Annotated in this window: 19 protein-coding genes and 4 pseudogenes; 5 read left to right on the forward strand and 18 right to left on the reverse strand. The window is 68.8% G+C overall.

Features of this window, described 5'->3' with window-relative positions:
* Positions 1-607: 607 nt before the first annotated feature.
* From QNO09_RS37615 to QNO09_RS37680, 14 genes and pseudogenes are all read right to left on the reverse strand, one after another.
* Positions 608-1104 (reverse strand): annotated as a pseudogene (locus QNO09_RS37615) (lamin tail domain-containing protein).
* 247 nt (positions 1105-1351) lie between these two features.
* Positions 1352-3277 (reverse strand): AMP-dependent synthetase/ligase, encoded by a 1926-nt coding sequence (locus QNO09_RS37620; RefSeq protein ID WP_283974731.1) that lies wholly within the window; start codon positions 3275-3277, stop codon positions 1352-1354.
* Between the two features lie 98 nt (positions 3278-3375).
* Positions 3376-4872 (reverse strand): vWA domain-containing protein, encoded by a 1497-nt coding sequence (locus tag QNO09_RS37625; RefSeq protein ID WP_283974732.1) that lies wholly within the window; start codon positions 4870-4872, stop codon positions 3376-3378.
* Between the two features lie 332 nt (positions 4873-5204).
* A pseudogene (locus tag QNO09_RS37630) lies at positions 5205-5621 on the reverse strand (transposase); the annotation flags it as partial.
* A gap of 91 nt (positions 5622-5712) precedes the next feature.
* Entirely contained in the window at positions 5713-6426 is a 714-nt protein-coding gene (locus QNO09_RS37635) for an IS6 family transposase (protein WP_502962401.1), read from the reverse strand.
* 74 nt (positions 6427-6500) lie between these two features.
* Positions 6501-6848, reverse strand: a pseudogene (locus tag QNO09_RS37640) (CoA-transferase); the annotation flags it as partial.
* Positions 6848-7626, reverse strand: a pseudogene (locus tag QNO09_RS37645) (CoA transferase subunit A). The pseudogenes QNO09_RS37645 and QNO09_RS37640, both read right to left, overlap by 1 nt.
* Positions 7627-7639: 13 nt before the next feature.
* Entirely contained in the window at positions 7640-7831 is a 192-nt protein-coding gene (locus QNO09_RS37650) for a hypothetical protein (RefSeq protein WP_283974734.1), read from the reverse strand.
* A 150-nt stretch (positions 7832-7981) separates the two neighbouring features.
* Positions 7982-8947, reverse strand: a complete 966-nt coding sequence (locus tag QNO09_RS37655; protein WP_283974735.1) for a fumarylacetoacetate hydrolase family protein — start codon at positions 8945-8947, stop codon at positions 7982-7984.
* Between the two features lie 95 nt (positions 8948-9042).
* Positions 9043-9981 (reverse strand): VOC family protein, encoded by a 939-nt coding sequence (locus QNO09_RS37660; protein ID WP_283974736.1) that lies wholly within the window; start codon positions 9979-9981, stop codon positions 9043-9045.
* 10 nt (positions 9982-9991) lie between these two features.
* Positions 9992-11020, reverse strand: coding sequence for an amidohydrolase family protein (locus tag QNO09_RS37665; protein ID WP_283974737.1), 1029 nt, complete (start codon positions 11018-11020; stop codon positions 9992-9994).
* Positions 11017-12156: an FAD-dependent oxidoreductase gene (locus QNO09_RS37670; protein ID WP_283974738.1), complete on the reverse strand. Its 1140-nt coding sequence runs from the start codon at positions 12154-12156 to the stop codon at positions 11017-11019. Before QNO09_RS37670 ends, QNO09_RS37665 begins: the two co-directional genes overlap by 4 nt.
* A gap of 113 nt (positions 12157-12269) precedes the next feature.
* Positions 12270-13241: a cyclase family protein gene (locus tag QNO09_RS37675; RefSeq protein WP_283974739.1), complete on the reverse strand. Its 972-nt coding sequence runs from the start codon at positions 13239-13241 to the stop codon at positions 12270-12272.
* Entirely contained in the window at positions 13238-14242 is a 1005-nt protein-coding gene (locus tag QNO09_RS37680) for a fumarylacetoacetate hydrolase family protein (RefSeq protein ID WP_283974740.1), read from the reverse strand. The genes QNO09_RS37675 and QNO09_RS37680 overlap by 4 nt, the downstream gene beginning before the upstream one ends.
* Positions 14243-14370: 128 nt before the next feature.
* Here QNO09_RS37680 and QNO09_RS37685 point away from each other — a divergent pair, with 128 nt between their 5' ends.
* Positions 14371-15306 (forward strand): LysR family transcriptional regulator, encoded by a 936-nt coding sequence (locus QNO09_RS37685; protein WP_283974741.1) that lies wholly within the window; start codon positions 14371-14373, stop codon positions 15304-15306.
* Positions 15307-15638: 332 nt separating this feature from the next.
* On the opposite strand, the gene QNO09_RS37690 is transcribed toward QNO09_RS37685, so the two are convergent.
* The 3 genes from QNO09_RS37690 to QNO09_RS37700 form a co-directional block, all read right to left on the reverse strand.
* Positions 15639-16877 carry a glycoside hydrolase family 5 protein gene (locus QNO09_RS37690; protein WP_283974742.1) on the reverse strand — a complete coding sequence of 413 codons (1239 nt, stop codon included), beginning with the start codon at positions 16875-16877 and terminating at the stop codon, positions 15639-15641.
* 359 nt (positions 16878-17236) lie between these two features.
* A complete protein-coding gene (locus QNO09_RS37695) occupies positions 17237-17410 on the reverse strand; it encodes a hypothetical protein (protein ID WP_283974743.1) in 174 nt (57 codons plus the stop codon).
* 488 nt (positions 17411-17898) lie between these two features.
* On the reverse strand, positions 17899-18291 hold the full coding sequence (locus QNO09_RS37700; RefSeq protein ID WP_349637021.1) for a PaaX family transcriptional regulator C-terminal domain-containing protein: 393 nt from the start codon (positions 18289-18291) through the stop codon (positions 17899-17901).
* 372 nt (positions 18292-18663) lie between these two features.
* On the opposite strand from QNO09_RS37700, the gene QNO09_RS37705 reads away from it, so the two are divergent.
* The 4 genes from QNO09_RS37705 (at position 18664) to QNO09_RS37720 (ending at position 22233) form a co-directional block, all read left to right on the forward strand.
* Entirely contained in the window at positions 18664-18885 is a 222-nt protein-coding gene (locus QNO09_RS37705; RefSeq protein WP_283974744.1) for a hypothetical protein, read from the forward strand.
* Between the two features lie 366 nt (positions 18886-19251).
* Positions 19252-19551, forward strand: a complete 300-nt coding sequence (locus tag QNO09_RS37710; RefSeq protein WP_283974745.1) for a hypothetical protein — start codon at positions 19252-19254, stop codon at positions 19549-19551.
* Between the two features lie 405 nt (positions 19552-19956).
* Complete coding sequence (gene tal / locus QNO09_RS37715) at positions 19957-21618, forward strand: transaldolase (protein WP_349637017.1); 1662 nt, start codon at positions 19957-19959, stop codon at positions 21616-21618.
* 486 nt (positions 21619-22104) lie between these two features.
* A complete protein-coding gene (locus tag QNO09_RS37720) occupies positions 22105-22233 on the forward strand; it encodes a hypothetical protein (RefSeq protein ID WP_283974746.1) in 129 nt (42 codons plus the stop codon).
* Positions 22234-22641: 408 nt separating this feature from the next.
* On the opposite strand, the gene QNO09_RS37725 is transcribed toward QNO09_RS37720, so the two are convergent.
* Positions 22642-23160, reverse strand: coding sequence for a hypothetical protein (locus QNO09_RS37725; protein WP_283974753.1), 519 nt, complete (start codon positions 23158-23160; stop codon positions 22642-22644).
* Positions 23161-23210 lie beyond the last annotated feature (50 nt).

Consider the following 23210-nt stretch of genomic DNA (forward strand, 5'->3'; position numbering starts at 1 on the left):
TTTGCCGACGTCCAGGCCGAGGAACACGCCCACGTCTTCGGTGTCGAACATCGCGCCCTTCCCGGGGAGTTGAACGTGCCGGCCTTGGCGGTGGTGTCGTACGCGCGCATCCACGTTATGCAGACCTGCCGCCCGCGAACTGTCCGGCATTGCGCCGGACCGGATGGCGGCCGGGCCTCTCATCAGCGTCTCCGACGGCACCTCCCGGGCCCGGTGACACCACCCCCCAGGTCATCCGTTCGACAGGGGGCAACAGTCATGCCGGGCCCGGAGGCCAGCGGTCCCGTTGCGGAACCGCGGAAAACATAACGGGGCGGCGTCCTCGTTGCTGTGCGGACGTCCCTCTTTCTCGCTCATGGAACTCGTTGTTTCTTCGAGTGCCCCATTACCACAGCAGCTCTCTCCTCTGTGGCGGGCAGCGGTGGCTCAAGCCTCGATTCGTGCGAGCGAGAGGGTGAAGCTGCGCGGTGTTCGGTGTGTTCGCCGACCAGCCGGGCTGTGGTGCGCTGGGCACTGATGCGCTGGGATCGCAGTCCTGGCACCTTCGCCTCAGCGCCCCAGCCATGGGCTGAGGCGGGCAGCGGGGCCGGGGCTGGGTGGGGTGGCTTCAGCCGTGGAAGTTGATGTAGCCGTTGCCGTCGGGGTCGTCGTTGCGGTTGGTGTAGGCGTGGACGTCGGCGCGGCTGCCCGAGGGCTTGTGCAGGTAGATGGTGTCCTTGTCGTTGTTCCACAGGAAGTTGCAGTTGTCGCGGTAGACGACGTTGTGGGTGTCGGAGTCGGTGCCGTGGCCGCCGCGCAGCTTCACATAGTCACCGGGCTGCAGGTAGTGGTGGGCGGTGACTATGTGAAGCGGTTGCCGGTGGCGTCTTCGACGACGTAGCCCTTGAGGTTGATCGTCGAGCGGGAGGAGTAGTTCTTGACCGTCAGGTACTCCTCGTCGGTGTTGCCCGAGGAGCAGCTGTTGGAGTCGCGGCCCGGCGCGTCGTACTGAACTCCGCGGATCTTCAACGCCGAGCTGTACTCGGCAGCGTGTGCGGGAACGAAGGACAGAGCGGTCAGCGCGCCGGCCGCGACAGCGGCCGCCGTGACGAGGTTCTTGCGCAAGAGCGGGCTCCCCCTGGTTGAGCGGGTGGTGTTGCCTGTGCAGGACAAGCACCCGGGCCCGGGGGTTGCGCAGAGATGAGGACCTTCACCCGTTCGAAGGACGGAGAGGCACTTCGCCTGCGGTGACCCCGACGACGGTGAGGCCCCCGACACGGTCGACCTCATCGGCACCGTCCAGATCGACTTCGGTGCCCAGCGCTCCCTGGATCAGCACTGGCCCGACGAGAACTCCACGTTGACGAGCAGTTCAGGGCTTGTTCGCGTACAGGGCCTCGATGACGTCCGCGTATGCCGCCGTCGCCGCCTGGCGCTTGACCTTCAGGGACGGGGTCAGCAGCCCGTTCTCCTCGGTGAAGTCGCCCTCGACGAGGGTGAACGCGCGGATCGACTCGGCGCGCGAGACGGCCTCGTTGGCGTGGTCGACCGCCTTCTGCACGTCGGCGCGCAGGCGTTCGTCGTGGACCAGCTCGGACAGCGGGGTGTCGGCGGGGAGTTTGCGGACCGCCAGCCAGTGGGCGAGGGCTTCCGGGTCGAGGGTGATCAGGGCGGCGACGTAGGGGCGGTTGTCGCCGACGACGAGGCACTGGCCAACGGGCGGGCGGCTGCGCAGGCGGTCCTCCAGGACGGCCGGGGAGACGTTCTTGCCGCCGGTGGTGACGAGGATGTCCTTCTTGCGGCCGGTGATGGTGAGGTAGCCGTCCTCGTCGAGTGAGCCGAGGTCGCCGGTGGCGAACCAGCCGTCGTCCAGCACCTCCCCGGTCGCGGCCGGGTTGTTCCAGTAGGCGCCGAAGACGATGCCGCCCTTGATGAGGACCTCGCCGTCGTCGGCGATGCGGACGGCGGTGCCGGGGACCGGGAGGCCGACCGTGCCGGGGCGGGGGTCCAGGGGCGGGACGATGGTGGCGGCGGCGGTGGTCTCGGTGAGGCCGTAGCCCTCGTAGATGAGGATGCCGGCCGCGTAGAAGAAGAGGTTCAGGTCGCGGTCGAGAGGGCTGCCGCCGCTGATGGCGTAGCGCACGCGGCCGCCGAGTTCCTTGCGGATGCGGCGGTAGACCAGCAGGTCGTAGAGGGCCCAGGCGGCGCGGAGGCCGGGGCCGGGTCCGGGGCCCTTGCCCAGGAACCGGTTCATGTGGGCCGCGCCGAAGCGGACCGCGATGCGGTGGGCGCGGTCGAAGGAGGCTCCCCGGCCCAGCTTCTCGGCGGTGGCGCGGCCGGTGTCGTGGATCTTCTCGAATAGGTACGGGACGCCGACCAGGAAGGTCGGGCGGAACGCCCTGAGGGCCGGGCGGAGTTCGTCGGGCTTGATGCTCGGGCAGTGGCCGATCTCGATGCGGCCCATCAGGCAGGCGATCTGCAGGGTACGGCCGAGGATGTGCGCGAGCGGGAGGAAGAGGAGCGTCGAGGCGGTCTCGCCGGTGACCTCCTTGAACAGCGGGTGCAGCAGTTCGACGGTGTTGGCGGCCTCGGCGTGCAGGTTGGCGTGGGTGAGGACGCAGCCCTTGGGGCGGCCGGTGGTGCCGGAGGTGTAGCAGAGGGTCGCGGTGACGTCCGGGGTCAGGGCGGTGCGGCGCTTGGTGACCTCCTCGTCGGGGACGTCCCGGCCGAGGGCGGTGAGCTCGTCGAGCGCGCCGGCGTCCAACTGCCAGACGCGCGGGGGCTCGGGGTGGGCGGCCGTGCCGGTCAGGACGGTGTCCGCGTTCGCGGCGGTCTCGGTGACCACGTGGCGGGCGCCCGAGTCGCGGACGATCCACTCCACCTGGTCGGCCGAGGAGGTGGCGTAGACCGGAACGGTCTGGCCGCCCGCCGACCAGATCGCGAAATCCAGGACCGTCCACTCGTAGCGGGTGCGGGACATCACGGCGACGCGGCCGCCGGGTTCGAGGCCGGCCGCGATCAGGCCCTTGGCCACGGCGGTGACCTCGCGGGCGAAGGCCGCCGCCGTGACGGGCTGCCAGCCGCCGTGCCGCTCGCGGCGCAGGACCACGGCGTCGGGGGCCTCGGCCGCGTTGGTGTAGGGGAGGTCGGCGATGCTGCCGGTCGTCGGGCGGGGTGCGAGGGGAGCCGTGCGGGTCTCGCGGACGACGCCCCGCTCGTCCCTGACGGTCTCGGCCTTCGTGCGGATCGCCAGGTCGGTGCGGTGTTTCGCCCGTTGCAGATCCTTGCGTACGCCCATGACGGCTCCCGGTCGCGGATGAGACTGACGTGCTGCCGTACCTACTTACTCTGGAGTCAACTTACTCATAAGTAAGCCTGGGTCAATGGGCGCGGGGGTCACATCATGCGTTTCGCGGTGTCGATTGCCTCGGCGAGCCCGCGAATCTCCTCACTCTCCGTGCTGTCGGCCAAGTCGTCGGCGTGGTCGGCGAGTTCGTCCAGCCGTGGCGCGTCGGGCAGGTCGTGGTCACCGTGGCCGAGGGCGTCGGCGAAGTAGGCGGCCGTGGCGGCGGTCCGCAGGCCGCGGTTCGCGCTCCAGACGGAGTCGTCGAGGGCGTCGGCCTCCAGGTCGCCGGTCTCCTCGTGCGGGTCGCGGGTCTCGGGGTCGAGCCAGCGGACGGTGGCGGTGGCGAGGTGGCCCCGGGCGCCGGGCTCGGTGCGCACGGCGTACAGGGCGGTGACGGTGTGGCCAGGGCCGACCTCGCCTCCGTCGACCCGGTCGTCGCGGAAGTCCTCGTCGGCGACCCGGCGGTTGTCGTAGCCGATGAGGCGGAACTCCTCGACCGTCTCGGGGTCGAAGGCGACCTGGGCCTTGGCGTCACGGGCGGTGAGGTCGACGTTGCGCGGGAGCTGCTCGGAGAAGACCTTGCGGGCCTCGCCGGAGTCGGACACGTAGACGGTGTGGCCGTCGCCCTTGTCGGCGAGCCGCTCCATCAGGGCGTCGCCGTAGTCGCTGCCGACGCCGACGCCGAAGAGGGTGATGCCGTGCTCGCGGCGCTCGCCGGAGATGCGCTCCAGGATGCTGTCCGCGTCGGTGTCGCCGGTGTTGGCGAGGGCGTCGGAGATGAGGACGACCCGGTTGGTGGCGCCCTCGCGCAGGCCCTCGACGGCCGTTTCGTAGCCGGTCTCGACGCCGGCGCCGAGGTTGGTGGAGTCCTGGGTGTCCAGGTCGGAGATGGCGTCCTGGATCTTGTCGCGGTTGCCGTCGAGACGGGTCATGGGCAGGACGGTCTCGGCCTCGTCGCTGAAGGTGACGAGCGCGACCGAGTCGTCGTCGCGCAGCCGGTCCGTCATCACGGACAGGGACTCCCGGGCGAGGTCCAGACGGCCCGGTTCGTCCATGGATCCCGAGACGTCGATGACGAAGGTCAGGGCCGCGGGCGGGCGTTCGCCGCCGCGTTCCGTAGTGCGGGTGGCGAGGCCGACGCGGACCAGGGACCAGTCCTCGTCGTCGGTGCGGGCGCCGTCGACGGTGACCGAGAAGCCGTCGCCGTCGGGGCGTTCGTAGTCCTGGCGGAAGCTGTTGACGAACTCCTCGGGGCGGACCGTCGACGGGTCGGGCAGCCGGCCGTCGGCGAGGGCGCGGCGAGCGTAGTCGTAGGAGGCGGTGTCGACGTCCAGGGCGAAGGTGGAGAGGTGGTCCGGGTCTTCGCGGAGGTCGTCCCGCTCGCTCGTGCCGTCCTCGTCGCCGTGGGCGGGTGCGGGCTCGCGCGCGCCGTACCCGGGGCGGTCGGCGGCCTTGCTGCCGTCGCCGCCCCCGCTGCACGCGGTGAGCAGCAGTCCGCTCGCGGCCATGAGCGCGAGCAGCGCTTTTCGTGTCCGGAACCGCTCCATCGTCCCTGCCCCCTACATCCGTTGGCGTCGGCTTCCTGCAACTGTGACGGCGCGGGGGGCCCGAACGTGCGGTACGGGGCGTTGCGGAAGTGTCTCGAAGCGGCCACGGGCAGCGGCCTTCGAGACCGGTGGGAGATCCTCCGTTGACCTAGGAGACGACGTCCTTGCGGGCGAGCACCGCATGGTTCGTCCGCTACAACGGCGCCGACGGCGACGAAATCCACCGCCGCACCCCCCGCACCCCCACCGGCGCACAAGCAGCCGACCTGTTGAAGACCTCACAGAACGCCTGCTGCCGGTGCCAAACTCGCGGGCCTTGAAGACGCCCCGGTCTAGTGACCTGAGCCAGAGATTCGTCGGCAGTAGGCGGCGACTTTGTCGAGGATCTCGTCGGCGGTCTTCGTCCAGACGAACGGTCGTGGATTGTCGTTCCAGTCGGCGAGCCAGCCGCGAATGTCGCGTTCGAGGGCCTGGACGGAGCGGTGGACGCCCCGCTTGAGCTTCTTCTGCGTGAACTCGGCGAACCATCGCTCCACCAGGTTCAGCCAGGATGAACTTGTCGGTGTGAAGTGGAGACGGAAGCGCGGGTGAGCCAGCAGCCACTGCTTGATCGCGGGGGTTTTGTGGGTGACGTAGTTGTCCAGGATCAGATGGACATCGAGGTCAGCGGGGACTTCCTTGTCGAGCTTGGTCAGGAACTTCTTGAACTCGATGGCCCGATGGCGGCGGTGCAGGGAGCCGATCAGGCGCGCACCACCACAACCGCCTTGTCACGTTGTTGAGTGTGGGGTCGTCTGACGGTGTGCCGGGGCGTGGTGGAGTCGGGTTCCGGCTGTGTGCTCACGGCGCGGTGGGCAGGCCGGCGGCTCCGGTGATCTGCTCCCAGATTGCGAAGCGGATGGTCATCTCGGTGCGGTAGTCGGATGTGGGGATCAGATGACGGCGGGGCCGGAAGTGGGGTGAGATGCCGCTGAACGTGGACAGGAACCGCTGCGCCCCGCCCATGGAGCGGAAGCCTTTCATCGCGCGTTCGCGCTGTCTGGTGGGCTGGTGGCTGTTCTCCGCCCCGTTGTTCAGGTACTTCGACTGCCGGTGCTCGACGGAGGGCATGACCTCTCGGTGGGCCGCGCCGTAGGAGCGGAGCTTGTCGGTGACGATCACCCGCGGCACCGCACCCGTGTTCTTCAGCAGGCGGCGGAAGAAGCGTTTGGCCGCGGCGGTGTCCCGCCGGTTCTGTACGGGGATGTCGAGCAGCATCCCGTCCTGGTCGACGGCCCGCCACAGGTACCGCAACCGCCCGTTGATCTTGATGAAGACCTCGTCCAGGTGCCATTTGTCACCAGGCCGGGGCTGCCTGCGTCGCAGGGCGTTGGCGTAGGCCTGCCCGAACTTGGCGCACCAGCGACGGATGGTCTCGTACGAGACGACGATCCCGCGCTCGAGCATGAGCTCCTCGACCTCGCGAAACGACAGTGGGAAACGGAAGTACAGCCCCACACAGTGGGAGATCACCTCGACCGGGTACCGGTGCCCCTTGTACGACAGCGCCGACACGGCCCCCACGAACAGCCCCCTCCAGCACGATCCAACCAGAAGATCATCCCACCCGATCAACCAACGTGACAGCGCCAGTTGGCGAGGTCGGCGGTCGCGGAGACCTGCATGGCACCGAGCACGGCGGTGTCGATGTGGCCGCCGCGGATCATTCCGAAGGACAGGGCGGAGTCGAAGAAGGCTGCTCCCGGGAGCACGGTGACGGATTCCTTGCCGGCGTTGATGAGGTCGGGGTCGACGTCGTGTTCGCTGGGGTAGGGCCCGGTGCCGAGGATGCCGTTCTCGGAGTGGAGGACGACGTGGACGCCGGGCGGGAGGTGGCCCGGTATGAGGGTGGGCAGGCCGATGCCGAGGTTGACGTAGGAGCCGTCGGTGAGTTCGGCGGCGGCACGGGCGGCCATCTGGTCGCGGGTCCAGGGCATCAGCTGTGCACCGTCTCTCGTGCCTCGGGCGCGGAAATCGTACGCCGTTCGATCGGTTCGTCGGCGGCCTGCGCGGGCGTGAGGGCGAGGACCCGCTGGACGAAGACGCCGGGCAGATGGATCGCGTCGGGGGGCAGCTCGCCGGGCTCTACGAGTTCCTCGACCTCGGCGATCGTGATGCGGCCGGCCATGGCGGCCAGCGGGTTGAAGTTGGCGGCGGCCTTGTTGAAGACCAGGTTGCCGTGAGTGTCGCCGCGCCAGGCGCGGACGAGCGCGTACTCGGTGGTGATGCCGTGTTCGAGGACATGCACGCGGCCGCCGAAGGACCGCTTCTCCTTTGCTGGGGAAGCGAGGGCGATGCTGCCGTCCGCCGCGTATCGCCAGGGCAGGCCGCCGTCTGCGACCTGCGTGCCCACGCCTGCCGGTGTGTAGAAGGCCGGGATGCCGGCCCCGCCAGCCCGTAGCCGCTCGGCCAGGGTGCCTTGCGATACGAGTTCGACCTCCAGCTCGCCGCTGAGGTACTGGCGGGCGAACTCCTTGTTCTCGCCGACGTAACTGCCGGTCACGCGGCTGATGCGGCCGTCGGCGAGCAGGAGGCCGAGTCCCCGGCCGTCCACGCCGCAGTTGTTGGAGACGACCTCCAGGCCGGTGGCGCCCTGGGCGTGCAAGGCGCCGATGAGGGCGGCCGGTATGCCAGACCGAAGCCACCAACGGCGAGCGAGGCCCCGTCGGAGATGTCGCCGACCGCCTCGGTGGCGCTCGCGCTGACCTTGTTCACGTGCGGAGTCCTTTCAGCCGGAGGCCGGCCGGGGGTCAACGGAGGAGCCGGGCAGCACAGTCGCCCAGTCGCCGTCGAGGCTGGCGCCGGTGAAGTACGAGGCCTCGTCAGGGAGGCAGGCCCGGCGGAGTGGGATGTGGCGGCCGATGGCGCGCATCGGGGTGGTCGCCGGCGAGCAGCGCGCGTGGCCTCCGGCGTCGATCATTCTGGGGGTGACGTAGTGGGCCGGGTGCCTGTGTCACATCGGTGGCGGTCGCGGTCGCTCCCGTCCGTGCCGGCGCCTCGACCGTGTCGTGCTCGGGCGCGGCTCCTGGTGACGACGGCCTTGTCGGCCGGCTGCGCTACGCCGCGTGGTTCATGGGCGCGTTCGCGGACGCGTACGGGCGCGAGGGACGGCCACCGGTTCGGCACCGGGTACCACGGTGTTGGAGACGGTGCCGATGCCCTCGACGGTGAGGGTGACGGTGTCGCCCGGCTTGAGCGGCGTCGGGTCCTGGCGGCCGCGTACCCCCCAGAGTTCGGCGAGGCAGCCGCCGTTGCCGCAGGTGCCCGAGCCGAGTACGTCGCCGGGGCGGACCCAGGTGCCGCGGGAGGCGTAGGCGGTCATCTCCTCGAAGGTCCAGCTCATGTTGGACAGCAGGTCCTTGCCGACGACCTCGCCGTTGATCTCGGCGGTCAGCGCCAGGCGCAGGAAGCCGTCGCTGTCGCGGTAAGGCTCCAGCTCGTCCGCGGTGACGAGGTAGGGGCCGAGGGTGGTGGCGGTGTCCTTGCCCTTGCAGGGGCCGAGGCTGACCTGCATCTCGCGGGACTGGAGGTCGCGGGCGGACCAGTCGTTGTAGATGGTGTAGCCGATGATGTGGTCGCGGGCCTGCTCGGGGCTGAGGTCGCGGCCCTCACGGCCGATGACCGCGGCGACTTCGAGCTCGAAGTCCAGCACCTGGCTGCCGGGCGGCACGGGTACGTCTTCGTGAGCGCCGATGACCGCGTAGGGGTTGGTGAAGTAGAAGGTGGGCGCGTCGTACCAGGCGTCCGGGGCGCACGGGATCCCGTCGATGCTGCGCCGTACACCCTCGACGTGCTCCTCGAACGTGACGAAGTCGCGTACGGACGGCGGTTGGAGCGGCGGCAGTAGTCGCACCTGGGAGACGTGCGGGCCGCGCGGCACGTCCAGGCTTGCGTCGCCCGCCTCGCGCAGTGCCTCGGGACCGGCCTGGATCAGGTCGAGCAGCGTCCCAGTGCCGGGGCAGGGGTAGAGGGCGCCGTTGATCTCGACGGTGGCGAGACGGCTGCGGCCCTGCTGTTCGTACGTGGCGAAACGCATGGCATTCCTAGGGAGCTTGGTGGGTTGACACTGACCGGGGGCGCCGACGGCACGTCAGGGCCTGGCGGCTCGCGACGCCCCCTGAGGAGGTGGCGTCAGACCGGCGGAGCGACGAAGACGCCGCGGTCGACGTCGTTGAGCATCTCCTTGGCGACCATCTCGTTCATCGGGTTGGACGTGCCCCACTGGTCGGCGTTCTCGGGCTTCGTCAGGTCGTAGATGTGCGGGTGCCAGGTGTCCTCGTCAAGCTTTTCGAGCTCGGTGGTGTACTCCACGGTGTTGCCGTGCGGGTCGAGGAAGTACGTGAAGGTGTTGTCGCCCGCCATGTGTCGCCCGGGGCCCCAGATCTTGCGGGCGCCGGAGCGCATCACGCGGCCGGAGCCGCGCATGTACTCGTCGATGCCGCGCATCTCGAAGGAGAGGTGCTGCAGGGAGGTGTGCGGACCGCTGGCGATGGCCATGGAGTGGTGCTGGTTGCTGATCCGCATGAAGTGCATGACCTCGCCCATGTGCGGCAAGGCCATCGTGTCGGACAGCCGGAAGTCGAGGTGCTGCTCGTACCAGGCGCGGGTGGCGTTGATGTCGGGGGAGTTCAGGACGACGTGCGAGAGACGGACGGGAATGGACTCCTTCTCCTCGATACGACGGTGCCGGCGTGCCTCGACGTCGGCCGAGACCTCGATGGTGCGGCCGTCGATGTCGAAGAAGCGGAAGCCGTAGCCGCCGCCGGGGGTGTCGATCTTGCCCGGCTGGGAGATCAACCGCACTCCACCCGCGAGCAGTTGCTCGGCGAGTGTGTCCACGTCGGCGGGGTTCGCGGCGCCGTAGGAGATAAGGTCGAGGCGCTTCTCCTCGGCCTTGCGGAGCCGGACGATGTACTGCTCGGGGGAGCCCTCGGCGGCCAGGAAGGAGATGCCGGAGTCTTCGGCGACCTTGGTCAGGCCCCAGACGCCGGCGTAGAAGTCGAGCTGCTTGTCGTAGTCCGGCACGGCGAGGTCGACGTGCCGCAGGTGGGTGAGCAGACGGTTGGTCATGTCGGGCTCCTCAGGTGAGACGCAGCAGCGCTGCCGCGTTGCCGCCGCGTACGGCGTGGAAGTGGAGGGCGGGCAGGTCCGTGACGTCGCGCAGAGCGCCGAGCGGGTCGTCGGTGCCCATGTCGAAGGGGAAGTCGGAGCCGAGCAGCACCCGGTCGGGGCCGGCCACCCGGATCAGTTCGCGCAGGACGTCCGGGTCGTGGACGAGGGAGTCGAAGTACAGCTGCTTGAGATAGCTGCTGGGCGGGTGCGCGCAGCCGCGGGTGTCGGTGCGGGCGCGCCAGGCGTGGTCGGAGCGGCCGATGTGGGTGGGCAGATAGCCGCCGCCGTGGGCGGCGACGATCCGCAACCCCGGGTGCCGGTCCAGGACTCCAGAGAAGATCAGCTGGGACAGCGCGACGGCGTTCTCGGTCGGTTGGCCGACGGTGTTGGACAGGTACCACCGGTTGAGGCGCTCGTCGAGCGTGCAGCCGAAGGGGTGCAGGAAGAGGATCGCGCCGGTTTCCTCGGCCCGTGCCCAGAAAGGTTCGTACGCGGGGTCCGACAGTTCGAGTCCCGGTGCGTGGCTGGAGACCTCGACACCGCGCAGGCCCAGGCCGAGGGCGTGATCGAGGGCTTCGACGGCGAGGCCCGGGTGCTGGAGCGGGACGAGGCCGAGGCCGTGCAACCGCGGCGGGGCCTGGGCGACGTGCGCGGCGGTGCCCTCGTTGGCCAGTTCGCACACCGTGCGGGCCAGGTCCTCGTCGGCCCAGTAGTGGTAGTGCGACGGAGACGGCGAGACCAGCTGGACGTCGACCCCGGAGGCGTCCATCGCGGCGAGCCGGGCCTTGACGTCGGTCAGCATCGGGAAGCGGTCCCGGAACATCGGGCCGCTGACGGCGATGGCCTCGGGGCCGTTGCGGCGGGCGTCGAGATCGCGGGCCGCGGCCAGCCCGGGGTGTCCGGCGACGGCGTCCTCGACCTGAGGGAGCAGGACGTGCGCGTGGACGTCGATCGTGGGTGCGCTGTTCTGGGAACTCACGGGGTTCACGGAGTTCACGGGGTCTCCTTCAGGACTGACATCGTGCGGCCCATCAGACCGGGTGCGTCGGCGTCACGAACGCCGTCCAACTGCCACTGACCGAGTTGCACGGATGCTTCGACCACCATGCGGACACGGTCGATCCGGCGTTCGTAGAAGCCGGTCAGCAGGGCGTCGAGGGAACTCCAGTCCTGCTCCTCGCTCAGCATCTCGGCCAGTACGGAGGCGTCCTCCAGCGACATGGCCGCGCCCTGGGCGAGCGTGGGGGGACAGACGTGGGCCGCGTCACCGATCAGGACGACCCGGCCGCGGTGCCAGGAGCCCTCGACGAGCAGCCGGTCGAACCAGGTGTAGTTGACCTTGGCGGGGTCGGTGATGCTCGCGGCGATCTCCGGCCACGCACCCCCGTAGGGCGCGGCCAGCCGCCGCATCTCGTCCGCGTACGAGGCCGGGTCGATCACGGCGCGTTCGCGGTTGGCCTCGACGAGGTAGGCGTAGATGGTGTGTTTGCTGGTGGGGCAGTAGCCGGCGATGTAGCACGGTCCGCCGTAGGACAGCTGCATGCGCTCCACGCCCTCGGGGCGGGGCGCGGGGACGCGCCAGATGGCCATGCCGGTCGGTTCGGGCTTGTCGCTGATGCCGATCATCGCGCGCGTGCGAGAGCTGACGCCGTCGGCGGCGATGACGAGGTCGTAGCGGCCCTCTGTGCCGTCGCTGAACCGGGCGGTGACGCCGGACGTGTCCTGGACCAGTTCCTCGGCGGTGGTGCCGAGGCGTACCGTCGCGCCGCTCTCGAGGACGGCCTCACACAGGATCTCCTGGAGCCGGGGCCGCTGCATGCCGAAGATCGGGGGCAGGTCGTCCCCACCGGTGCGGATGTCCTGCTGGACGTGGAACACGGTCCCGTCGGGCGCGGCCAGGCCGACGGTGTCGACGGCGTAGCCGCTCTCCCGGACCTTGTCCCATACGCCCACTTCGCGCAGCACGCGCAGCGCGTTGCCCTGGAGGGTGATGCCGGAGCCGAGCACGTTCCAGTCGGGTTTGGCCTCGATCAGGTCCACGGCGATGCCCGCCCGCCGCAGCAGCACGGTCACGGCGTTGCCGGACGCGCCGCCGCCTATGACGAGGACGGTGCGGGGACGGGGGTCGTTCATGGGTTCTCCCTGAGATGGTGCCGTTCAACTTCGAGCGACAGAGGGGGTGTTGCGGCCCTGGCGGGCAGGGTGGCGTAGCCGTCCGGGCGCGGCCCGCCCGGCAGTCCAGGGCGTTACTTGACGGCGATGGGATTCACCGGTGAGCCGACGGACCCGGTGATGGGCAGTGGCGCGGCGGTGAGCCAGAACTCGTACCGGCCGTCGGCGGCGCAATGTGCGGCGAGGGCGTCGAGGTCCCACATCTCACCGATGAGCAGACCGATGTGAGGGATGGCGACCTGGTGCAGCGGCTGGAAGGCGTGGTCGAACTCGTTGGGCCGCACCTCGAAGCCCCAGGTGTCGGTGGCGATCCCGGCGATCTCACTCCGGTGCAGCCAGCCGGCCGTACTGAAGCTCAGCCCCGGCGCCGGCCCGCCCGCGTAGTCGCCCCAGCCTTCGCGACGGGCGCGGGCCAGCCGCCCGGTGAGCACGAGGACCAGGTCGCCGCGACCGACGGTCACGCCGTGCGAGGCGGCGGTCGCGGTCAGGTGCTCCTCGGTGATGGCGAAGCCGTCGGGCAGTTCGCCGTCCTGGCCGATGACCAGGCCCACGTCGAGCAGGACGCCCCGCCCGGCGACGTGCGGAGCCATGTGCTCGATGCCGGTGACCAGGTCGCCCTCGGAGGTGACGACCTTCTCCGCCGGGCGGCCGTTCCACGCCATGCCGTGATCGAAGATGTGCCCGAGCCCGTCCCATTGGGTGGAGCACTGCAGGGGCATGGCGATCACGTCGTCGGCCCCACCGAAACCGTGCGGAAAGCCCTGACCGCCCAGAGCGGCGTCGGTGCCGGTGGCGAGCATGGTGTGCACCGGGTTCGTACGCCGCCGCCAGCCTTTCTGCGGGCCGTCCATGTCGAAGGCCTGTGACAAGGAGAAGCTGACACCGTCGCGGATCAGGGCCGCGCCCTCGCGGCGCTTGGCCTCGTCGAGGAAGTTGAGCGTGCCGAGCACGTCGTCCTCGCCCCAGCGGCCCCAGTTCGAGTACGCCTTCGCGGCCTCGGCGATCGCCCCCTCGGGATCCGTACGGTCGATACGACCGGCGCTCATCCGGTCTCCTCCGCGACACAGCGGGTGCGCTGGGCGCCCAGCCCGGTGACCGAGCCGTCCATCACGTCGCCGTCGCGCAGCAGCCGGCCCCAGTGGATGCCGTTGCCGGCCGGACTGCCGGTCAGAACCAGGTCGCCGGGAAGCAGTCGGGCGGTCTGGGAAATGTACGAGACCAACCGTGCGACGCCGAAGATCATGTCGTTGGTGGACTCGTCCTGCATGGTCTCGCCGTTGAGTTTCAGGGTGACCCGCAGATCGGAGGGGTCGGCGATGGAGCCGGCCGGGACGATCCACGGGCCGAGCGGGGTGAAGCCGGGGGCGTTCTTGCTGCGCAGCCAGTCGGTGCCGATCGGGGGCATGTCCCGGCGGAAGACGCTCGCGCGGTCGGTGAGGTCGTTGGCGATGGTGTAACCCACGACGTACTCCAGGGCTTCCTCCACGGTGACCCGGTAGGCGGGGCGGGAGATCACCGCGGCCAGTTCCAGTTCCCAGTCGGGCTTCTGGGCCCAGGCGGGCAGTACCACGTCGTCGTAGGGACCGCTGATCGTGGTCGGCAGGCCGATGAAGACGTACGGGAGGTCCTTGGCGGCCCGCTTGTCCATGACCGCCGCGACCTCGGCGCGGGCCTCCTCGACGGTGCCCGGGGCGTCCGGGGCGCGGTGTGCGACCGCCAGGTCGATCACGTGCTGCCGGTAGTTGGCGCCGGACTGGAAGATCTGCCGGGGCTCGACGGGCTCGTGCACCCGCAGGTCATCGAGCGACAGCCATGCGCCGGCCGGATCCGTCGCGAGAGCGTGCAGGCGGGGCAACGTCTCGTCCCAGCGCTCCAGGAGCGTAAGGGTCGTCAGCGCGGGTTCACCCAGTGCCGTACGCAGGTCGAGCACCTGGCCGTCCGGAGCCACGAGGCCGGGGAACCTGGTCGCGCCCGGTGCCGAAAGGGTGCCGATGGCGAACGGTCCGGAGAAGGGGGTGAAGAGTGGCGACGTGGCTGCGGATGTCACAGAGAGTTCCTCCCGATTGCGGTGCCACTAACCTGGCCCGTAGATTGCAATCAGGGAAATCGATTTCCTGTATATAGGAATCCAGCCGGTGAATACCGATGGTGCCGGCTCCGGAATTGGGATGCTTCGTGAACTTGGCCAGCCTGGACCTCAACCTCGTCGTTGCCCTGCGCGCCCTCCTGCAGGAGCGCAACGTCACCAGGGCCGGCCAGCGCATCGGGCTCAGTCAACCCGCGATGAGCGCGGCCCTGGCCCGGCTGCGCCGCCACTTCGACGACGACCTGCTCGCCCGGGTGGGCGGAGGGTACGAACTGACCGCCCTCGGGCAGGCCCTCCTCGACCGAACCACCACCGCATGCGACCTGCTGGAGCGCGTCTTCGCCAGTCAGGCCGAATTCGACCCCTCCCGCGAGGAACATGAGTTCACGCTGATCGCCTCGGACTATGCGGTTGCCGTCTTCGGCGCCGAGCTCGCCCGCACCATCCAAACCGAGGCACCAGGCATCCGGCTCAGGTTCAAACAGGTACCGAACGAAATCATCGACAGTACCGGGTCTCTGCTCAGCACCGTGGACGGGCTACTGCTGCCCCACGGCATCATTCGCGGCTTCCCCACGGTCGAGCTCTACCAGGACAGCTGGGTCTTCCTCGTCGCCGACGACAACCCCGAGGTCGGCGAGCAACTCACCCTCGACGACCTGGCCCGACTGCCATGGGTGACGTACCAACGAGCCTACGACGCCCCCGCCGCCCGCCAGATTGCCACGCTCGGCATCGAGCCGCGCGTGGCGGTCTCCGTCGACAGTTTCCAGCTGATGCCACTCCTGGTCGCGGGCACCCGCCGGGTAGCTCTCCTTCAGAGGCGTCTCGCCGACGAGCTGGACGGACTCGCACACGTCCGCATCATGGAACCGCCCTATGACGCCGTGCCGATCCAGCAGGCCATGTGGTGGCATCCGGTCCACATGCACGACGCGGCGCACATGTGGCTGAGGGAGACGACGGCCCAGGTCGCCGAGGCCGTGGAGGCAGGGCGGCCCACGATCTCCAGTCCGCCGAGTTGAGGACGGGTTGGGCCCTTGCGAGGGCGAAGACGCTGCCGCGTTCCGGCCCTGCCCTCCCGCCGCGGTGAGGGTACCCCGGCGTCCTCGGCGTGATCAGCCACCTTGAGGTCGGCTGCCCTCGTACGAACTACGGCGGGTACCCGGTCCCCGCCGCAGCGGCTGCGTGCCGCCCGGGGAGCGGTTTGTACGACGTACTCGCAGATGCGGAGCAGCGTGGCTTCTCCTACCGGTCGGCGCGCAGTTGGACGAGATCGCACACCGTGTGGCATCGCTTCCACCCGGCCGCACTGCGCGCCCACCGAGGTACTACCCGTAGCCGGGCCCCTGATCTGCTATGTGCCGGACGGAAGGCCGGTGCCGGCAGCACTGCCACTGACGCCGCTCATGATGGCGTTGATGATGCCCTGCTGAGTCACCGTGAGGGAGCGCCGGTTGAAGAGTCCGAACCCGTACCGTTCGGTTGTGCCATTGTCCCAGTAGATGGTGGCCGCCCCGTATTTCTTGGACGTGGCCACGACGGCCCGTGCGAAGTCCGCGCGATACCTGTTGTTCGACGAATCGAACGACGACTTGTCGATCGCACCGTACTCGCCGACAACCACCGGATACCCCTTCGTGACGAAGGTGTCATACATCTTTTTGAGCTGCGAATCCAGATAATCTTCCTGTCCCCAGGTCGACGTTCGCGATGGATTGGTCGCCGCTCGCCCCCACTGCGTGATGGTGCCGCTTTCCTCTCCGGCGAAGTCCCACGGGCTGTAGTGATGGACGGAAATCATGATGCGGCGCTCGTTGGCGGGAATGGAGGGGGATCGATACTGGTCGGACGGAAGCTTGAAGCCGTAATTCCCCGCGGTGTAATCGATGTTCGTGTTCCAGCCGGCGATGAGCAGCCACCTCGAACTGTTGTTGCCGCCGGTTTTCCGCACGGTGTCCACGAAGATCTGGTTGTAGCTGTTGATGTTCGAGTAGCACGGCTGGGTCGGGTTGCCGTACTGCCCGTCGAACTCCTCGTTCATGGACTCCAGGATCAGGCGCTGGTCGTAGTTCTTGAACCTGTTCGCGATCTGCTGCCAAGCCTTCTCGTACTTGGCCTTGATCGTCGTCTGGGAGGGCGAATCGCAGATCAGCCAGGAGCCGTTGATGTTCTTGTAGCCGTCGCCATGCATGTTGATCACTACATGCAGGCCCCTGTTGTAGGCGTAGTTAACGACTTCTTGGATTCGGTTCAACCAGGAGGGATTGATCGTGTGATTCGGGCCGGATCCTATGTATCCCAGGTAGGAGACCGGGATCCGGATCGTCTTGAACCCTGCCGCCCTGACTTTGTCGATGAGGGCTTGCGTTACGGTCGGCTGGCCCCACGCCGTTTCGCTGGGGTATCCGTTGGTGGTGGCTTCGAGCTGGTTCCCCAAATTCCATCCCGCGCCCATGTCGGCCACGATCTGCGAAGCGCTCGACTGCGCCACGGTGTCGGCCGATGCCTGATGTGCCGCTCCGTACACGGATGCGGCAACCGTCAACAGGACGGCAAGGAAAACGGCTCTGATCTTCCCTGCTAGTGAAACCATGAGCTTTCCTCTCTTCTTCCAGCCTCGAGGGTGTCGGCCCTCAAGCGGACCTGTGCCCGAGTGCGAGCGGCCGGAGCCGCCGGGTATTCGGGGGTGTGGTTCCGGCGCCCAGCCTGGGAACGTACACAGCCAATGCGCGCCACGGCCGGGCGCCGGGCGTGGTTGCTCCTCAGCTCAGGACGGATTCCCAGGTGGTGGTGCTGGAAGTGGCGTCGGAGCTAAGGCGGTCGCGGGCCACGGTGTTGATGTGGCCGGCCAGCGGAACCCCGGCCGTGTTCAGGGCGAGGGTCCGACCTCGGAGACGTCCTTGGACGGGTTGCCGTTGTGGACGTCCTGGCCACTGAGGTTGCGTCCGTGGTTCACCAGCGTCCGCCGCGGCTCCAGGCGTACTGGCGCACGCCGACCGCGAACCGCTGGGCCGGAGCGCCGGCCCTCGCGGTGGCACCTGCTTGTCCCGTGCCGAGCAGGGACATGCCCACGCCCGCGGCTCCGGCCGCGCTCAGGGTCAGGAAACTACGCCGTTGCATGGTCATGAAGACTCCTGCTGTGGGGGGGGTGCGGAGCGCTGCGCGGGCAGGTGCCGGGAAGGGGGCATGGGCGATGCTGCGCCGGTGACGCTGACCGAGGTGGTCGGGGGAGCAGCCGTGGGGGTGGTCAGGTCGGCGTGTCGCGCAGGGTGGAGGACGTACCGGTCTTGCCCGTGGGCGGCGCCGTGGTGGTGATCGATGAGGCGTGGTCCTGCGAGCAGAGACACGGCGCGTCGCGCCCACCTGCTCGCCAGGAGATGGGAATTCCGCGGAGGCGTCGCAGCGCTGCCTCTCCTTCCACTCGTCGTGCGCCGGCGCCTCTGGGAGCGTTCCCACGTGGTCTTGCAACAGTCAGATTCCCGATCGGGTGCCGATCTGTCAATCTTCGGCGCCCAACTCTGTTGCCTTCGACGCGCATTCGACAGATCGCAGGGGCGGGAGGCGCTGTGTGGCGTCTGCGCGGTCCGTCCGGTCACGCTCGCGGTGGTCCGTCGTCAGCCGTGGCCGATACCCGCACTCATGCCGGCGATCGTATGGGCCCTGATGTCGAGATGCGGCCCCTCAGCGAATCGGGTCACCACAGGGCGGACATGGTCCTGGGCCGGCTGGAGGTGACCGTCGTACACCGCGACGCAGACTTCCCACGCCCGTGACCGGGGCCAGCCGGGCGGCAGCAGCCCGATGGGGAGCAACGGGTCCAGGATGGGGAAGTGCCGGTAGGCGTGCATGACCTCGGTCCGGGCGCGCACCGCATCGGCACCGGAGACGTCGTCGGCGCTGATGTGCGGAAGCAAGCCGCTCCAACGGCTGATGAAAGCCTGGTAGTGCTCGGCGATGCCGGACAGGTCCCACGCCTGGACCGGGTTGCGGTCAGCCTCGGTGTCCAGATCCTCCTGCCGGCACCGCCTACAGCGATCACGATCTGGTGGTGTTCCTCGAAGGCGCGGGCGTCCAGGACGCCGACAGCATCATGGACGACGACCGGTGGATCGAGTGGCGCGGCGCCGCGCGCACCAGTGGAGTGCTGCCTGAAGAGCTGTCCTGCTTTGCGGTCAGGCCGCAGGAGCCGTGGCCACAGACGGATGGCACCCCGCTCGCCCGGCCGTGTGGCCGTCGGCTGTCGGTTGTCGGCGAGGGCGCGCCGGGTGTTGGCAAACGGGTGCTCCGAAGGCGGCCCTGGGGGCTGTTGCGCTGCGGCGGGGAACCGATGGTCGGTGATGCCGGAATCGGCCGGCACACCGTGAGAGAGGAACCGCACGATGGAACAGTCGGAGCTGGAGAGCAAGGTCCAGAAGCTGGAGACGGGCCTGGCCGTCCAGGAAGCGTCCATGGCCGGGGCGCAGGCCACGCAGGCGGCGGCGCAGGCGGGAATGACCTCGACGTTCACCGCGACGCAGACCGGGACGTGGGCGGCGATGGCCACCGGCAGTGTCGCCCTGCTGGTCGGGATCTTCCTCGGCATGGCGATCGCCAAGGACTGACAGTCGGCCCCGCCCTACCGGGAGCCGCCCGTCTGGTTTTTGCCGCCCCCGTCTGACTTTGTGGTCCGGCGGGGGCGGCCCGTTGCGGGGCTGCCGTGGTCTTTGCAGAGGATCCCGGCGTTCACCTCACGTGGTGAATGTTCCCCATGTGCGCGCGGGGGGCGACCATGACGGTCCTGCGATCACTCGTTTGCCGGTGGGTGCCGGGCGCCCGCCACTGGGCCGGTGTCACGGATTGTCGTGGCCGCGCCTTGACGCTCTGTTTAGATCGCCACATATGGGCACTCAGTAGGGCAGGCGATCTTGACGCCTGCCAGTCCGCGGAGCGCATCAGGGTGCTCCGCACGACAAGAAGAGGTGCCTTCCATGAGCGCTGCGAACCCGGTTGGCAACGCCGGCCCCCACACGGGTGACGGTGCGGCCGCTCACCGGCCGCGCCGACGGTCGACGGAGACGAAGGCGGCCTTCAAGACCACCGAGTTCTTCGTCTATATCGCCGCGGTCGTCGCGGTGCTGATCGCCTCTATGGTCGTGGGAGACGACGAGGGCCACGCCGACTACTTCCGCGCCGACAAGGCGTGGCTGTACATCGTGATCCTCACCGTCGGCTACATGATCAGCCGAGGCCTGGCCAAGTCCGGCAGCCGCGACCCGTACGACGACTGAGCACCGCTGCGACAGCGTGTCGGGGACGTACCACATCGGCACCGCAGCCGCCACGACACTCCTACCTGCTCCGGCCGGTCGTGCCGGGAAACCGTGCCGATGGAAGCCCTGGAAGGCATCCCTGTGCTGCGATTCGTCCCGTCTTCCAGGCTGCGGATGTCCCTGGTGCGTCATGAAGCCGGTGGCGGACGTCTGGAGATGGTGGCGCCTTTGGATCGTCGCCGATCGGTGTCCGTGCCGGGCTGCGGTGGCCGCAATCCGGTCGTTGATGAGTGAGGCGGGCGAAAGCGGAGAGTCGCAAGGTAGCGGGTGCCACTGCCACGAGTCCGCTTGGCCAGCGGGCACCGTCTCCGTCTTCAATGGGCCTTCTGGCCGGGCGGCGCCGCTCCATCCTGGAGGTCTCGCATGCCTGTTTCCGCTTCGCCCGATCCGCTTGCCCAGCTGTCCGCCGCGGGGGTGTCGGTCTGGCTGGACGACCTGTCCCGTGAGCTGCTGGCCGGCGGGAAACTGAAGGAGCTGATCACGGACAAGCACGTGGTGGGGGTCACCACGAACCCCACGATCTTCGCCTCGGCGCTGTCCAAGGGAGACCGCTACAGCGACCAGCTGCGCCGGCTGGGCGGTGAGGGGGCGGGCGTCGATGACGCGGTCTTCGCGCTGACCACCGACGATGTGCGGGAGGGCTGCCGGGCGTTCCGCGACGTCTACCGGCGCACCGGAGGGCGGGACGGGCGGGTGTCGATCGAGGTCGATCCGCGGCTGGCCCGTGATGCGCAGGCCACGATCGCCCAGGCGGTGACGCTGTGGGAGAAGGTGGCGGAGCCGAACCTGTTCGTGAAGATTCCGGCGACCCGCGAGGGGCTGGCGGCGGTCACCGCCGCCATCGCCCGGGGTATCAGCGTCAACGTCACGCTGATTTTCTCGCTGGAGCGCTACCGGGATGTGATGGACGCCTACCAGACTGGTCTGGAGCAGGCCCTGGCCGCGGGACGCGATCTGTCGGACATTCACTCGGTCGCCTCGTTCTTCGTCTCCCGTGTCGACTCCGAGGTCGACCGCCGTCTCGAGGCCCTGGGCACCTCACAGGCCCGGGCGCTCAAGGGCAGGGCTGCCATCGCCAATGCCCGGCTGGCATACCAGGCGTACGAGCAGGTGGTGGCCGAGCCGCGCTGGCAGATCCTGGCCGCGGCGGGGGCGCGTGCTCAGCGCCCGCTGTGGGCGTCCACCGGGGTCAAGAACCCGGCGTACCGGGACACGATGTATGTCAGCGAGCTGGCCATCGCGGGCACGGTGAACACCATGCCGGGCACCACGCTGGCCGCGTTCGCCGACCACGGCACCCTTCCTGACCATGCGCCGACCGCCCAGGACTACACCGCGGCCGCAGCCCACCTGGAGGCGCTGGAGCACGCCGGCGTCGACTTCGCGGACGTGACCGACACCCTGGAACGCGAGGGACTGGACAAGTTCGAGAGCAGCTGGTCGCAGCTCGGCGCCTCGGTCGACAAGGAGATGCGCTCCGAAGCCGGCAAGGCGGCCGGGAACGGATCCGCGAAGCATGGTCCCGGCAGCGCCGGTCTGCTGTCGATCTATCTCAACGACCACTATTCCGGTGCGACCGGTGGCCTGGAGCTCTTCCGGCGAGCCGCCCAGGCACAGCAGGGCGAAGAACGGGAAGCGTCCCTTGCCGATCTGGCCCGTCAGGTGGAGGCAGACCGCGACGCGCTGGCACAGATCATGGCCGACCTGGAGGTGTCCGTCGACCACACCAAGGTCGCTCTGGGCTGGTTGGCGGAAAAGGCCGGCCGCCTCAAGACCAACGGCCATCTCTTCTCCCGCTCCCCGCTCAGCGACGTGCTGGAGGCCGAGGCGATGCTCCTGGGCGTTCAGGGCAAGGCGGCGTGCTGGCGCACCCTGCGTGCCCTGTCCGAAACCGACCGGCGCTTGGACACCGCGCACCTGGACACCCTGCTGGAACGTGCCGAGCGCCAGAGCACGGCTCTGGAGGAGATACGGATCGCGGCAGTCACCCGAACACTCCGCCCCCAGCCCACCCCCGCACAGTGATCCGGGTCGTGGCCGCTCCCGGGCATGAGCCCGACAGTGTCTCCACCGCGGTCTCACCGCTCGCCCTCCGCGGCCGTAGGGGACGCCTTGACGCTGGGGGGTGTGCACCAGCGTCAAGCTTCGTGTTCAGCCCGGCCACCGCCGGTCAGCACGGCGTAGTTATCAGGGGTGCCGTAGGCGGGGACGGCGACCGGTGAGGATGCCCGTCATGGGCACGGGTAAAAACCTTGCTCCCATACGTTCGACGCATTCAACGCCCCTGGTGTTCGGTGCGGGAGCGGGTATCGCCGTTCTGGGCGGGATGATCGGTTTGGGTGGTGCGGAGTTCCGTCTGCCGCTGCTAATTCTGTTCGGGTTCGCCGCGCGCTCTGCGGTCATCTTGAACAAGGCGATGAGCCTGGTCGTGGTCCTGGTCGCGCTGCCAGCCCGCCTGGCGGCGGTCCCGACCTCCGAGGTGGCCGCACACTGGCCTGTCGTGGTCAACCTGTGGCCGGGAACCTGCTGGGTGCCTGGGCCGGTGCGGCGTGGGCAGTGCGCATGCGCAGCTCCACCCTCTACCAGGTGCTGGCCGCCTTGATGGTGCTCATGGCCGCGCTCTACTGGTCACCCACGTGACCACCGTCGGGACGCTGTCGCTGCCGCTGTGGGCGCAAGCGCCCCTGGGTATGGTCGCCGGATTCGGCAACGGGGTGGTCGCCGCGATCACGGGCGTGGCCGGCGGTGAGCTGCTGATCCCGACGATCGTGTTGCTGTTCGCCGTGGGAGCGGGGGCGGTGGCGGACCGGCGGCAGCCAAGTCTTGCCGGTGAAGGCGTCCAGGGGGTTGACCGTGTGTTTGGTCGCGGTCGCCAGGGGCCCGGGTGCGAGGCTCGATTGGAGCTTCGCGCGCGGGCAGCAGACCGGGGTAGTGCGCGAACAGGGCCTGCGTCCGTTCGCGGCTGATCCGCCGGCCGTCGTCCCAGAAAAGTCCTGGCGCACCCTCGGCGCCTGAAGATCACCGACAGAGTCAAGCTAATCGCATTGCCTACATGTACGGCTTGTCGGGGGCGATGATGAGACGCTTATTACCGCCACCGGTGCTGGGGCCAGATACGGGCGGGGCGACGTCGTAGACGCCGGTACCGGTGTACTTGACCTGGTCGTTCGGCTGCCAGTAATCCTGAAAGATATAGTAGAGATGAAATTTGTGTGGGCGGCAAGGTTCACTGGGCGGACAGGTAATGCCGTCCTTATAGACCCTGATGCTCTTACCCATCTCGGCTGAGTCGCCGACCCATGGAACCCGAATGTCGCTGGTTTTTGTGCTGTGGGCGTCGATTGGACCGAACCAGGAGTTATTCTCTCCGATATAAAGCCATGCTGGATAGTCCATTGCGTTCTGTACTTCCGTGATGACGGTGACATTCGCCCTGGCCATGGTCGCGGTTTTGGTGCCGTGCAGGGATCCGGGCGTGGCGGCGTCGGCGGGCGGGAGGGCGGTGAAGGCGCCGCCAACCGCAAGAGCTCCTGCTACGGCGGCTGAGCGGATACGGGAGATTCGCATTGCGATCCTTTACTTTCCGAGCCATACGAGCCATACGGAGAGTAATGCCA

The organism is Streptomyces sp. 378, assembly GCF_030124145.1.
Lineage (GTDB): Bacteria > Actinomycetota > Actinomycetes > Streptomycetales > Streptomycetaceae > Streptomyces.